Origin of the sequence: Phenylobacterium hankyongense, from assembly GCF_003254505.1 — a bacterium.
Lineage (GTDB): Bacteria > Pseudomonadota > Alphaproteobacteria > Caulobacterales > Caulobacteraceae > Phenylobacterium > Phenylobacterium hankyongense.
The window spans coordinates 1,361,695-1,373,755 of sequence record NZ_QFYP01000001.1; the positions used below are offsets into that span (position 1 = coordinate 1,361,695).

General features: G+C 72.3%; 13 protein-coding genes. 8 read left to right on the forward strand and 5 right to left on the reverse strand.

Annotation, left to right across the window (positions count from 1 at the left end; translation table 11 throughout):
* Positions 1-64: 64 nt before the first annotated feature.
* Positions 65-592 carry a DUF2975 domain-containing protein gene (locus DJ021_RS06580; RefSeq protein ID WP_111456784.1) on the forward strand — a complete coding sequence of 176 codons (528 nt, stop codon included), beginning with the start codon at positions 65-67 and terminating at the stop codon, positions 590-592.
* A gap of 14 nt (positions 593-606) precedes the next feature.
* Positions 607-849, forward strand: coding sequence for a helix-turn-helix domain-containing protein (locus DJ021_RS06585; protein WP_111456785.1), 243 nt, complete (start codon positions 607-609; stop codon positions 847-849).
* A 21-nt stretch (positions 850-870) separates the two neighbouring features.
* On the opposite strand, the gene rph is transcribed toward DJ021_RS06585, so the two are convergent.
* The gene (gene rph / locus DJ021_RS06590) at positions 871-1,587 is read right to left on the reverse strand and encodes a ribonuclease PH (protein ID WP_111456786.1); all 717 of its coding nucleotides are present in this window, start codon (positions 1,585-1,587) and stop codon (positions 871-873) included.
* Positions 1,588-1,662: 75 nt separating this feature from the next.
* On the opposite strand from rph, the gene hrcA reads away from it, so the two are divergent.
* The 3 genes from hrcA (at position 1,663) to dnaN (ending at position 4,651) form a co-directional block, all read left to right on the forward strand.
* Positions 1,663-2,763, forward strand: a complete 1,101-nt coding sequence (gene hrcA, locus DJ021_RS06595) for a heat-inducible transcriptional repressor HrcA (RefSeq protein WP_111456787.1) — start codon at positions 1,663-1,665, stop codon at positions 2,761-2,763.
* A 19-nt stretch (positions 2,764-2,782) separates the two neighbouring features.
* Positions 2,783-3,403, forward strand: coding sequence for a nucleotide exchange factor GrpE (grpE, locus tag DJ021_RS06600; RefSeq protein WP_111456788.1), 621 nt, complete (start codon positions 2,783-2,785; stop codon positions 3,401-3,403).
* Between the two features lie 129 nt (positions 3,404-3,532).
* A complete protein-coding gene (gene dnaN / locus DJ021_RS06605) occupies positions 3,533-4,651 on the forward strand; it encodes a DNA polymerase III subunit beta (RefSeq protein WP_111456789.1) in 1,119 nt (372 codons plus the stop codon).
* A gap of 46 nt (positions 4,652-4,697) precedes the next feature.
* On the opposite strand, the gene DJ021_RS06610 is transcribed toward dnaN, so the two are convergent.
* A complete protein-coding gene (locus DJ021_RS06610; protein WP_243626119.1) occupies positions 4,698-4,946 on the reverse strand; it encodes a zinc-finger domain-containing protein in 249 nt (82 codons plus the stop codon).
* Between the two features lie 238 nt (positions 4,947-5,184).
* Between DJ021_RS06610 and DJ021_RS06615 the strand changes: the two genes are divergently transcribed.
* On the forward strand, positions 5,185-6,138 hold the full coding sequence (locus DJ021_RS06615; protein WP_111456790.1) for an ABC transporter ATP-binding protein: 954 nt from the start codon (positions 5,185-5,187) through the stop codon (positions 6,136-6,138).
* A gap of 128 nt (positions 6,139-6,266) precedes the next feature.
* Here the strand turns inward: DJ021_RS06615 and DJ021_RS06620 are convergent, their stop codons facing one another.
* Entirely contained in the window at positions 6,267-6,818 is a 552-nt protein-coding gene (locus DJ021_RS06620) for a GNAT family N-acetyltransferase (RefSeq protein ID WP_111456791.1), read from the reverse strand.
* A gap of 80 nt (positions 6,819-6,898) precedes the next feature.
* Between DJ021_RS06620 and mutS the strand changes: the two genes are divergently transcribed.
* Complete coding sequence (gene mutS, locus DJ021_RS06625; protein WP_111456792.1) at positions 6,899-9,586, forward strand: DNA mismatch repair protein MutS; 2,688 nt, start codon at positions 6,899-6,901, stop codon at positions 9,584-9,586.
* On the opposite strand, the gene DJ021_RS06630 is transcribed toward mutS, so the two are convergent.
* Together DJ021_RS06630 and DJ021_RS06635 are read right to left on the reverse strand one after the other, a co-directional pair.
* Positions 9,583-9,927, reverse strand: a complete 345-nt coding sequence (locus DJ021_RS06630; protein WP_111456793.1) for a hypothetical protein — start codon at positions 9,925-9,927, stop codon at positions 9,583-9,585. The two genes, mutS and DJ021_RS06630, sit on opposite strands and share 4 nt — an antisense overlap.
* 86 nt (positions 9,928-10,013) lie before the next feature.
* Entirely contained in the window at positions 10,014-10,883 is an 870-nt protein-coding gene (locus DJ021_RS06635) for a LysR substrate-binding domain-containing protein (protein ID WP_111456794.1), read from the reverse strand.
* Positions 10,884-10,960: 77 nt separating this feature from the next.
* Between DJ021_RS06635 and DJ021_RS06640 the strand changes: the two genes are divergently transcribed.
* Positions 10,961-12,007, forward strand: coding sequence for a YeiH family protein (locus DJ021_RS06640; protein WP_111456795.1), 1,047 nt, complete (start codon positions 10,961-10,963; stop codon positions 12,005-12,007).
* Positions 12,008-12,061: the final 54 nt, after the last annotated feature.

The window sequence follows — 12,061 nt, forward strand, 5'->3', positions numbered from 1 at the left end:
GGGGTCTGTCCAGACCCGCCCCGGCCGACGAGGCCGAGGCGGGTTTCGGCATGGAGGGGTCAAGATGCGCGCCTTGGGTCCGGGTTCGGTTTCCAGCTTCCTTAAGGTCATCCTCGACGTGGTCTACGCCGCGCTGGTGATCGGGGTGGCGGCGGCGGGGCTGATGACGCTGCTGGCGCTGCTGTTCAGCTTCAATCCCGACCTGATGGCCAAGGTCTCGTTCAGGCCCGACGGCGTCGACCTCGCCAACCGCGGCCCGGTGCTGGCCGGCGGCCTGCTGGCGGCGGCGCTCTACATGGGCGGGGTGCTGATCATCATCGGCGCGCTGCGCCGGATCTTCGTGACCCTGACCGCCGGCGACCCCTTCCATCCGGACAACGTCGCCCGCCTGCGGCTGATCGGCGTCATGCTGGCCGCCCTCGAGCTTGGCCGCTACGTGGTCTGGGGGATCGGCAACTGGATGCCCTGGGTCAAGCGGGTGGACTCCAACTTCAGCCTCACCGCCTGGTTCTCGGTGCTGGTGGTCTTCGTGCTCGCGGAGGTGTTCCGCGAAGGCGCGCGCCTGCGCCGCGAAGCCGAACTGACCATCTAGGAACGCCGCAACAGATGCCGATCCGCGTCCACCTCGACCGCGTGCTGCTGGAGCGGCGCATGTCGCTCACCGAACTGGCCGACCGGGTCGGTGTGACCATCGCCAACCTGTCGATCCTGAAGACCGGCAAGGCCCGGGCGGTGCGGTTCTCGACCCTGGCCGCCCTCTGCCGCGAGCTCGACTGCCAGCCGGGCGACCTGCTGCTCTACGAGCCCGGCCCCGCCGACGAGCCGCCCGACGAGGATGAGGAGGCGTAGCGGCGGAAAGAGCCGGCGACCTTAGCCGCCCGTCGCCTGCCGCTGGATCACGCACAGCTCGCCGATGCCCTTGCGGGCCAGCGAGAACAGCGATTCGAACTCGGCCTCGCTGAAGCCGCGCTTCTCGCCGGTGGCCTGGATCTCGACGATGTCGCCCTTGCCGGTCAGCACGAAGTTGGAATCCGCCTCGGCGTTGGAATCCTCTTCGTAGTCGAGGTCGAGCACCGGGGTCCCCTTGAACACCCCGCAGCTGATCGCCGCCACCTGGTCGAGGATCGGGTCGGTGGTGATCAGGCCTTCCTCCAGCATGTAGCGGGTGGCCAGGCGCAGGGCGACCCAGGCGCCGGTGATCGAGGCGGTGCGGGTGCCGCCGTCCGCCTGGATGACGTCGCAGTCCACCGAGATCTGCCGCTCGCCCAGCGCCTTGAGGTCGACGACGGCGCGCAGGGAGCGGCCGATCAGCCGCTGGATCTCCTGGGTGCGGCCCGACTGCTTGCCCTGGGCGGCCTCGCGGCGGCCGCGGGTGTGGGTGGCGCGGGGCAGCATGCCGTACTCGGCGGTGACCCAGCCCTGGCCGCGGCCGCGCAGGAACGGCGGCACGCCTTCCTCGAGGCTGGCGGTCACCAGCACCTTGGTGTGGCCGCAGCTGATCAGGCAGGAGCCCTCCGCATAGCGGTTGACGCCGGTCTCCAGGGTAATGGGCCTCAGCGCGTCGGCGAGTCGTTCGGACGGGCGCATGCGGTGGGCTCCTGAAGTGTCAGCGTCTTGCGCGGAAAGAGGCGGCGCTTATCCTAGATCGTTGAGGCCCAGTCCATGGGCGCCCTGAGAAGCCCGCCGCACGCTGACGTGAGCACCCCCCTGTTCGTACCCGGGCCGTCGCTGGCCGAGCTCGACGAACGCGCCCGGGACATCTTCCGGCGCATCGTGGAGAGCTACCTCGAAACCGGCGAGCCGGTGGGGTCGCGGACGCTCTCCAAGACCGGGCTGTCGCTGTCGCCGGCCTCGATCCGCAACACCATGCAGGACCTCACCCACCTGGGGCTGCTGGGCGCGCCGCACGTCAGCGCCGGGCGGCTGCCGACCCACGCCGGCCTGCGGCTGTTCGTCGACGGCCTGCTGGAGGTGGGCGACGTGGGCGAGGACGAGCGGCGCTCCATCGAGGCGCGGCTGCACGCCCACGGCCGCAATTTCGAGGACGCGCTGAACGAGGCCAGCTCCATCCTCTCCGGCCTGGCCGGCGGGGCAGGGGTGGTGGTGACGCCGATCCGCGACGCCGGGGTCAAGCACGTGGAGTTCGTCTCGCTGGGCGTCGAGCGGACCCTGGCGATCATGGTGTTCGCCGACGGCACGGTGGAGAACCGGCTGATCCGGCTGCCGGCCGGGGTGACGCCCTCGGCGCTGACCGAGGCCTCCAACTTCCTCAACGCCCGCCTGCGCGGCCGCACCCTGGCGGAGGCCAAGGTTGACCTGCGCGCCGAGCTCGACCGCGCCAAGCGCGAGCTCAACGAGACCGCCGCGCGGCTGGTGGAGGACGGGCTGGCCGCCTGGGGCGGCGGCGAGGCGGAGGACCGGGCGCTGATCGTGCGCGGCCGCGCCAACCTGCTGGAGGAGCCGCAGGCCCGCGAGGACCTGGAGCGGGTGCGCTCGCTGTTCGACGACCTGGAGCAGAAGGAGCAGCTGATCCAGCTGCTGGACGGCGTGCGCGAGGGGGCGGGCGTCCGCATCTTCATCGGCGCCGAAACCCGGCTGTTCTCGCTTTCGGGTTCCGCTGTCATCGCAGCCCCCTATATGACGGGCTCGCAACGCGTGGTGGGCGCGATCGGCGTGATCGGCCCTGCCCGTCTGAACTATGCCCGGATCATTCCGTTGGTGGACTACACCGCCCGCGTGCTTGGCCGGGTGATGAACGCTTAAAGAGGCGCCGAGAGAAGATATGTCCGAAGACAAGACGCCGTTCGAAGAGACCGTGGCGCAGGCCGACGCCGCGCCGGGTGAATTCGAAGCGCTGAAGGCCGAGGCCACGGGCCTGCGCGAGCAGGTGCTGCGCTATGCGGCCGAGGCCGAGAACACCCGCCGCCGGGCCGAGCGCGAAGCCAACGACGCCCGCGCCTACGCCATCCAGAAGTTCGCCCGCGACCTGCTGGGCGTCGCCGACAACCTGGCGCGTGCGCTGCAGTCCCATCCCGACGTCGCCGATCCGGTGGTGAAGAACTTCGTGGTCGGGGTCGAGATGACCGAGAAGGAGCTGCAGGGCGCCTTCGAACGCAATGGCCTGAAGCGCATCGCCCCGGCCAAGGGCGAGAAGTTCGACCCGCACAAGCATCAGGCGATGATGGAACAGCCGGGCTCCGACGTGGCGCCGGGCGGGGTCATCCAGGTGCTGCAGCCGGGCTACGAGCTGCTCGGCCGGCTGGTGCGCCCGGCCATGGTGGTGGTCGCCGCCAAGGTCGCCGGCGCCCAGGCGCCCGGCGGCGGCGGCGACGGGGCCCAGAACCCCTACGCGGCCAACGACGAGGCCGAGGACGGCGGCGGTTCGGTGGATACGCGGGCCTGACCGCTTCCCCTTGCGCGGTGAGGCTTCGGCTCTTCCCCGGGCCGGGAAAATGGCTAATGTCGCAGGTCCCTTCCAGTCGGGGGCGGGCGGGGCCGAATCGGCTCGCTCGCGCATAGTCCGGGACACGACATGAAGCTGACGATCGAGCGGGCGGCGCTGTTGAAGGCGCTTGGGCATGTGCAGAGCGCCGTGGAGCGGCGCAACACCATTCCGATCCTGTCGAACGTGCTGCTGTCGGCGGAACGCGACCGGCTGAGCTTCTCGGCCACCGATCTCGACATGGAGATCATCGACCAGGCCCTGGCCCAGGTCGACCAGCCCGGCCAGATCACCGCGCCCGCCCACACCCTCTACGAGATCGTCCGCAAGCTGCCGGAAGGCGCCGACGTCTCACTCAGCTTCACCGGCGAGGACCCGCGGCTGACGGTGTCGGCCGGGCGCTCGCGCTTCAACCTGCCGGTGCTGCCGGCCGGCGACTTCCCGGTGATGTCCGCCGACGGCCTGGCCGGCCGGCTGACCGTCGACGTCAACGACCTGATCCGGCTGATCGACAAGACCCGCTTCGCGATCTCGGCGGAGGAGACCCGCTACTACCTGAACGGCCTCTACCTCCACACGGTGGTCGAGGACGGGGTGCAGAAGCTGCGCGCGGTGGCCACCGACGGCAGCCGCCTGGCGCTGGCCGAGATGCCGGCGCCCGAGGGCTCGGCCGGCGCGCCGGGCGTGATCGTGCCGCGCAAGACCGTGGCCGAGGCGAGGCGCCTCCTGGACGACGCCGGCGAGAGCGTCGAGCTGCAGATCAGCCCCCAGAAGGTCCGCTTCGAGCTGAACGGGGCGGCGCTGACCTCCAAGGTCATCGACGGCAACTTCCCCGACTACACGCGGGTGATCCCCAAGGACAACAACCGCATCGTCATGGTGGATTCCAAGCTGTTCGCGCAGGCCGTGGACCGGGTGGCGACCATCTCGGCGGAGAAGAGCCGCTCGGTCAGGATGGCGATCGAGTCCGGCCGCGTGGTGCTGACGGTGCGCAACATGGAAGCCGGCCAGGCGGTCGAGGAGCTGGAGATCGACTACGACGGCGAGCCCTTCGAGCTCTCCTTCAACGCCCGCTACCTCTTGGACATCACCGACCAGATCTCCGGCGAGATGGCCGAGCTGCGGTTCGGCGGCCCGAACGACCCGGCGCTGGTGCTGGACCCCGGCGACGCCGACGTCCGCTACATCCTGATGCCGCTCAGGGTCTGACGCCCGACGTCTTCCGCCCCCGGGTCACGGGGGCGGAGCCGATGGCTCAGTGGCCGTGCGCGCCTTCCCAGACGCCGGGGGCCAGGCGCTCGTCCTCAGGGCCCTCGGAGCCGGCGGCCAGCACGAAGCGGCGGTCGCAGTAGGGGCATTCGACGAAGCTCGCCTCGCCCATCTCCAGCCAGACCCGCGGGTGGCCGAGCGCGCCGCCGACGCCGTCGCAGGCGATCCGGCCGGAGCGCACGGTGATGGTCTCGGGCGCGGGCAGGTCGGGCGTCAGCGCCGGCTCGGCCGGCATGGGCTCGGGGCGCTTCTGGGCGCTGGCGCCCTCGTTTCGTGCTCTGCGAGCCATGAACTTCAAACCTCTGATGCCGCGGCGACGCCCGCTTGGCGCGGAGGCGGCGCGCGCCTCGCGCCCAGGGGCGCGCAGCAACTTTGCAATTTGTTCGCGGCCGGACGCAAAACCGGGTCCCACTTTTGCTGGCCGCGCACTACGTATGCGACGGCGGCTTCGCCCGTCAATCGATTGGAGCCCCATGGACCTTCCCGACTACGCCATCGAGGCCAAGGGCCTCGTCAAGACCTACGCCGCCACCAAGACCACGCCGGAGATGCGCGCGCTGCGCGGCGTCGACCTGGCGATCCCGCGCGGCTCGATCTTCGGCCTCTTGGGGCCGAACGGGGCGGGCAAGTCGACCTTCATCAACATCCTGGCCGGGCTCTGCAAGAAGACCTCCGGCACGGTCAGCATCTGGGGCCGCGACATCGACGAGCGGCCGCGCGACGCCCGCGCCGCCATCGGCGTGGTGCCGCAGGAGATCGCCGCCGACCCGTTCTTCACGCCGCGCGAATCCCTGGAGGTGGCGGCCGGCATGTACGCCGTGCCGCCGTCGGAGCGCCGGACCATGGAGCTGCTGACCGCGCTCGGGCTCGGCGACAAGGCCAACGCCTACGTCCGCCAGTTGTCGGGCGGCATGAAGCGGCGGCTGATGGTCGCCAAGGCCATGGTGCACAACCCGCCGGTGCTGATCCTCGACGAGCCCACCGCCGGGGTCGACGTGGAGCTGCGCCGCCAGCTCTGGAACTATGTGCTGGAGCTGAACCGCAAGGGGGTGACCATCGTGCTCACCACCCACTACCTGGAAGAGGCCCAGGAGCTCTGCGACCAGATCGCCATCATCAACCGCGGCCAGGTGGTGGCCTGCGAGCCGACCACGACCCTGCTGCGGCGGATGGACACCCGCAAGGTGCTGGTGACGCCGGAGCAGCCGATGACCGCCGCGCCGGCGCTGGCCGGCTTCGAGACCCACCTGCTGCCCTCGGGCGGCTTCTCGGTGACCTACCGCACCGGCCAGTCGAGCGTCGAACAGGTGCTGGCCGCGATCCGCAAGACCGGCGTGCACATCAAGGACATCTCCACCGAGGATCCGGACCTGGAGGACGTGTTCGTCTCGCTGACCTACGCGGCGCCGGAGGCGGCGGAGATCTGAGCCGCTTCAATTCCTCCCCTGTTGGGGGAGGGGGACCGCGAAGCGGTGGAGGGGGTCAGCGCTGACCTCGGAGGACCCCCTCAGTCAGCTTCGCTGACAGCTCCCCCAGCGGGGGAGCAACTCGGGCCTCACCGCGTCAGCGTCGAGATGTCCGGCCAGTGGTAGGCGACCTCGTAGAGCAGGCGGCCGCCGGGGCCGAGCTCCTGGCGGGGCGTCTCCGGCTCGCCGCCCAGGTGCTCGTAGAAGCCGCGGGCGCGGATGTTGTCGCGCAGCACCGAGAGCATCAGCGAGCGGGCGCCGTTGGCCTGCAGGGCGCGGGCGGTCTGCGCCATCAGCTGCTGGCCGAGGCCGTGGCCCTGGGCTGAGCGCAGAAGGTAGAGCACCGAGATCTCGCCCTCGCCGGCCGTTCCGCGGCGGGAGGGGCCGCCGGTGGCGTAGCCCACCAGGCCGAATCGGTCGGCGGCGGCCAGGGTCACCTCGTTGGGCTGCGGATGGGTGAGGGTGCGGCGGAAGCGGCGGGCGTAGCCGACCTCCGACATCCGCGCCAGGAAGGCGTCCGGCAGCAGACCGCGGTAGGTCTCGCGCCAGGAGGTCACATGCACATGCGCCAGCGCCTCGGCGTCGGAGGGGCCGGGCGGAAAGATCACCACGCTGGAAGTCGCTCCACGGGACTGCGGCATCTCTCCACAGCTTGGCGCCCGCGCGCCAAGGTTCAAGGGGCTGACGGGACTCAGGCGAACCTATAGCGTCCCAGGCCTCCATGAATGCGCCGTCGCCCACCACCTTGCCCGATCCCGCCGCCGGCGCCTCGCCGGTCATGGCGCAGTTCTTCGAGGCCAAGACCCGTCAGCCGGACGCGCTGGTGTTCTTCCGGATGGGCGACTTCTACGAGCTGTTCTTCGAGGACGCCCAGAAGGCCGCCGCGGCGCTCGGCATCACCCTGACCGCCCGGGGCCAGCACGCCGGCGCGCCGATCCCCATGTGCGGGGTGCCGGTGCACGCCGCCGAGGCCTATCTCGCCAAGCTGATCCGCGCCGGCTTCAAGGTCGCCGTCTGCGAGCAGATGGAGAACCCCGCCGAGGCCAAGAAGCGCGGCGGCAAGTCGATCGTCCACCGCGACGTGGTCCGCGTGGTCACCCCCGGGACGCTGACCGAGGACGGCCTGCTGGACGCCCGCGGCGCCAACCGGCTGGCGGCGATCGCCGTGCGGGCCGGCGCCGCTGCGGTGGCCAGCGTCGAGCTCTCCACCGGCGAGGTCGAGTGCCTGGCGACCAGCGTCTCGGGCCTGGCCTCGGCGCTGGCCGCGCTCGGCCCTTCGGAGATCCTGGTCCCCGACCGGCTGTTCGCCGACGAGCAGGTCAGCGCCGCCCTGAAGGCGGCCGGCGGCTTCGTGCAGCCGCTGCCGCAGGCGCTGGCCGAGCCCTCGGCCTCGGAAGCCCGGCTCAAGCGGCTCTACGGGGTCGAGACCCTCGACGGCTTCGGTGCGCTGTCGGGCGCGGAGATCTCGGCGCTCGGCCTGATCGCCGCCCACCTGGAGACCACCCAGGCCGGCAAGCTGCCGGCGCTGTCGGCCCCGCGCCGGGCCGGCGAGGCCGACGTCATGGCCATCGACCCGGCCACCCGCGCCAGCCTGGAGATCGAGAAGGCCACCTCCGGCAGCCGCGAGGGCTCGCTGCTGGCGGCCATCGACCGCACCGTGACCGCCCCCGGCGCGCGGCTGCTGGCGGCGCGGCTGGCCCGGCCGCTGCTCGACCCGGCGGCGATCGACGCGCGGCTGGATGCGGTGGCCTGGTTCTGCGAGCATCGCGGCCAGCGGCAGCGGCTGCGCGAGCAGCTGAAGGGGCTGGGCGACATGGCCCGCGCCCTGTCGCGGCTGGCGCTCGGGCGCGGCGGGCCGCGCGACCTCGGCTGCCTGCGCGACGGCCTGACCATGGCCGAGGCGGTGGTGGCGCTGTTCGCCTCCACCCGCGACCCGCTGGTGACGCCGCCGGCGGAGATCGCCAGCGCGCTCGCAGCCCTCAATCCCGACCTGCACGCTGACCTGCTGGCGTTCCGCGACCTCCTGGGCGCGGGCCTCGGGAGCGAGCTGCCGGCGCTGGCCCGCGACGGCGGCTTCGTGGCCGAGGGCGTGCGGCCGGAGCTCGACCATGCCCGGGCGCTGCGCGACGACAGCCGCCGGGTCATCGCCCAGCTGGAGGCGCGGCTGGCCCAGGAGAGCGGCGTCGCCCTGAAGGTCCGCCACAACGCCGTGCTCGGCTACTTCGTGGAGACCACCGCCAAGGCCGCCGAGCCGCTGATGGGCGCGCCGCTGAACGCGGTCTTCATCCACCGCCAGACGCTCGCCAACCAGGTCCGCTTCACCACCGTCGAGCTGGCGGAGCTGGATGCGAAGATCGCCCAGGCCGCCGAGCGGGCGCTGGCCATTGAGGTCGACACCTTCGAGGCCTGGCGCGACGCCGCCTGCGCGGTGGCCGCCGACATCCACGCCGCCGCCGAGGCCGCCGCCCGCCTCGACGTCGCCGCGGGCGTGGCCGAATGGGGCGAGGACGTGGGCGCGGCGCGGCCGACGGTGGACCGCTCCACCGCCTTCGAGGCCGAGGGCGCGCGCCACCCGGTGGTGGAGGCCGCGGTGCGCCGGGCCGGCGAGGCCTTCACGCCCAACGACTGCCGGTTGGACGGCGCGGGGGCCGGCGGGCCGCGGCTGGCGCTGGTCACCGGCCCGAACATGGCCGGCAAGTCGACCTTCCTGCGCCAGAACGCGCTGCTGGCGGTGCTCGCCCAGGCCGGCTGCTTCGTGCCGGCCCGGCGCCTGCGGCTGGGCGTCGTCGACCGGCTGTTCAGCCGGGTCGGCGCAGGCGACGACCTGGCGCGGGGCCGCTCGACCTTCATGGCCGAGATGGTGGAGACCGCCGCCATCCTCACCCAGGCGACGCCGCGCTCCCTGGTGATCCTCGACGAGATCGGCCGCGGCACCGCCACCTACGACGGCCTGGCCATCGCCTGGGCCTGCGCCGAGGCCCTGCACGAGACCAACCGCTGCCGCGCCCTGTTCGCCACCCACTACCACGAGCTGGCGGTGCTGGACGGGCGGCTGGCCTATGTCGCCAACCTCTCCCTGAAGGCCAAGGAGTGGAACGGCGACCTTATCTTCCTGCACGAGGCGGGCCCCGGCCCGGCCGACCGCTCCTACGGCGTGCAGGTGGCGAAGCTGGCCGGCGTGCCGCAGCCGGTGGTGATCCGCGCCCGCGAGGTGCTGGAACGGCTGGAGCGCGAGGCCGGGGCGCCCGCCCACCTCGACGACCTGCCGCTGTTCGCCGCCGCCGCGCCGGCGGCGGAGCGCTCGGGTCCCAGCGCGGCCGAAGAGGCGCTGAAGGTCCTCGACCTCGACGGCATGAGCCCGCGCGAGGCGATGGAGGCGCTCTATCGGCTGAAGGGCCTGCTGACCTAGGGCGTCTTGCTGCGCGGGGCGCTGACCAGCGGACGGGGCGCGGGTTTCTTCAGCTGCCGACGGCGCTTCACCTTGACCACGACGGGGGCGCTGACCCGGGTGATCCGGCGCTGGCGGGCGTTCTTCTCGGCCTGGGTTTCCGGCTTCGGCTTGGGCTTGCGCGGGGTCAGGCCGTGGCGCCGGCGGACGATCTCGTCCTCGGTCGCGCTCTCCGAGCTGGTCTGGGCGGTGCGCGCGGTCGCCGCCTTGCCGCGCAGCTTGCGGCCGGCCGAGCCCGACACATAGCCGTTGGCGTTCCAGCCGGTGAGGGTGGAGCCGCCGCGGTACGATCCCTTGCTCATCTGACGGCCCGGCGACTCATGGGGCGCGCAACATAGTGACCGCGCCGCGTTCGGGAAGGCGCAAGTCGCGGCGGCCTGACCCGGCCTCACAGCTCTGCAATGAACGCCATCGCCGCGCGGCTGCGATGGCGCTGGCGGTGGGTCAGCAGGGCGAAGGCGCGCTCGGGGGCGTCGAAAGCCAGGCGCACGAGGCGGCCGGCGGCGACCAGGGGCGCGGCCGCCAGGTCGGACACCGCGGCCACCAGCCCGCCGGCCTCGGCCGCCGCCAAAGCCGCTTCGTTGGACGGCAGCTCCAGGCGAACGGACAGCTCGCGCACCGTGACGCCGACGCCGGCCATCACCTGCTCGAAGTGCGAGCGGGTGCCCGATCCCACCTCGCGCAGCACCCAGACGGCGGCGCGCAGGTCCTGCGGCCGCAACGGCGCGGCGGCCAGCGGATGGTCGGGCGCGGCGTAGAGGCTCACCCGGTCGAGGGCGATGGCGGCGCGGGACAGGGCCGCGACCTCCACCAGGCCCTCCACGAAGCCCAGGTCGGCGGCCCCAGTGAGCACCGCCTCGGCGGCCTGGGCGGTGTTGCCGGCGATCATCCGCAGGCTGACGCCCGGATGGGCCTGGGCGAAGCGCGCCATGCGGCCGGGCAGCCAGTAGCTGGCCACCGTCTGGCTGGCGGCCAGGGTGAGGTGGCCGCGGCGCAGCGCGGTGACGTCCTCCAGGGCGGCCACCGCCGCCTCGGCCTGGCTGAGCACCGCCTTGGCCTCCGGCAGGAAGGCCTGGCCGGCGGCCGACAGGGCGATGCCGCGGCCGACCCGGTCAAACAGCCGTGCGCCGTAGCGCCCTTCCAGCGCCGCCACCGCCGCGCTGACCGCCGACTGGGTGAGGTGCAAGGCCTCGGCGGCGCGGGTCATGTGCCCGCGCTGGGCGACTTCGACAAAGATGCGGAGCTGTTCGAGGGTCACAACCCATCATTTATATCGATTGATCGCATGCAACAAATAAGTTGGAGTTGTCGAAATGGCGGGCGGACACTCGACCCATGGCCGCTATCGCCCTCAGCCCCAACGTCCCGGATTCGCGATCCGTCCTGCGCTTCGGCCCGGGCCTCTTGCTCTGCGTGGCGATCGCCGTGGCGGCGCATGTGGCCCAGGCGCTGGAGGTGCGGCTCTTCGGGCGCGCCTGGCTCGAGGCGCTGGTGCTGGCGATCCTGATCGGCGCAGGCGTGCGAGCGGTGTGGACGCCGGGGCCGCGCTGGGCGGCGGGAGTGGCGTTCAGCGCCAGGACCGTGCTGGAGATCGCCGTCGTGCTGCTGGGCGCGAGCATCAGCGGCGCGGCCATCCTCGGCCTCGGACCGGAGCTGCTGCTGGACGTACCGGTCCTGGTCGCCCTGGCGATCGTCGGCAGCTACGGACTCGGGCGGTTGCTGCGCATGCCGCACAAGATGGCCGTGCTGATCGCCTGCGGGAACGCCATCTGCGGCAACTCGGCCATCGCCGCCATCGCCCCGGTGATCGACGCCGACGGCGACGACGTGGCGGCCTCGATCGCCTTCACCGCCGTGCTCGGCGTCGTCGTGGTGCTGATCCTGCCGGTGCTGGCCGTGGCGCTGCGCCTGTCGCCGCACGGCTTCGGGGTGCTGGCGGGCCTGACGGTCTACGCGGTGCCGCAGGTGCTGGCCGCCACCGCGCCGATCAGCTCGCTGTCGGCCCAGGTGGGGGCGGTGGTGAAGCTGGTGCGGGTGCTGATGCTGGGCCCGGTGGTGGTGGCGATCTCGTGGCTCAATCCGCGCCGCTCCGGCGAGGCGCTGCGCAAGACGCCGCTGCACCTGGTCGTGCCGTGGTTCATCGTCGCCTTTCTGCTGTTGGTCGGCGTGCGCTCGGCCGGCCTGATCCCGCCCCTGCTGGTCGGGCCGGCGTCGGAGACGGCGAGCTGGCTGACGGTGATCGCCATGGCGGCGCTGGGGCTGGCGGTGGACCTGCCGGCCATGGCCAAGGTCGGGCCGCGGGCGGCGGCGACCGTGACCCTGTCGCTGCTGATGCTGGGGGCGCTGGCCTTCCTCATGCTCCGCCTTCTGCGTCTCGCCTGAAACTCCTCGCCGCAGGGCCACAAGGGGCGAGCAAGCCGGCGCGAACTGACCTAT

Excerpts from the sequence above, each read along its gene's own strand:
- DJ021_RS06630 (WP_111456793.1), bottom strand. The coding sequence starts at position 9,927 with ATGAGCAAGGGATCGTACCGCGGCGGCTCCACCCTCACCGGCTGGAAC.
- DJ021_RS06615 (WP_111456790.1), top strand. The coding sequence starts at position 5,185 with ATGGACCTTCCCGACTACGCCATCGAGGCCAAGGGCCTCGTCAAGACC.
- mutS (WP_111456792.1), top strand. The coding sequence starts at position 6,899 with ATGAATGCGCCGTCGCCCACCACCTTGCCCGATCCCGCCGCCGGCGCC.
- rph (WP_111456786.1), bottom strand. The coding sequence starts at position 1,587 with ATGCGCCCGTCCGAACGACTCGCCGACGCGCTGAGGCCCATTACCCTG.
- hrcA (WP_111456787.1), top strand. The coding sequence starts at position 1,663 with ATGGGCGCCCTGAGAAGCCCGCCGCACGCTGACGTGAGCACCCCCCTG.
- DJ021_RS06620 (WP_111456791.1), bottom strand. The coding sequence starts at position 6,818 with ATGCCGCAGTCCCGTGGAGCGACTTCCAGCGTGGTGATCTTTCCGCCC.
- DJ021_RS06640 (WP_111456795.1), top strand. The coding sequence starts at position 10,961 with ATGGCCGCTATCGCCCTCAGCCCCAACGTCCCGGATTCGCGATCCGTC.
- DJ021_RS06610 (WP_243626119.1), bottom strand. The coding sequence starts at position 4,946 with ATGCCGGCCGAGCCGGCGCTGACGCCCGACCTGCCCGCGCCCGAGACC.
- grpE (WP_111456788.1), top strand. The coding sequence starts at position 2,783 with ATGTCCGAAGACAAGACGCCGTTCGAAGAGACCGTGGCGCAGGCCGAC.
- DJ021_RS06580 (WP_111456784.1), top strand. The coding sequence starts at position 65 with ATGCGCGCCTTGGGTCCGGGTTCGGTTTCCAGCTTCCTTAAGGTCATC.
- dnaN (WP_111456789.1), top strand. The coding sequence starts at position 3,533 with ATGAAGCTGACGATCGAGCGGGCGGCGCTGTTGAAGGCGCTTGGGCAT.
- DJ021_RS06585 (WP_111456785.1), top strand. The coding sequence starts at position 607 with ATGCCGATCCGCGTCCACCTCGACCGCGTGCTGCTGGAGCGGCGCATG.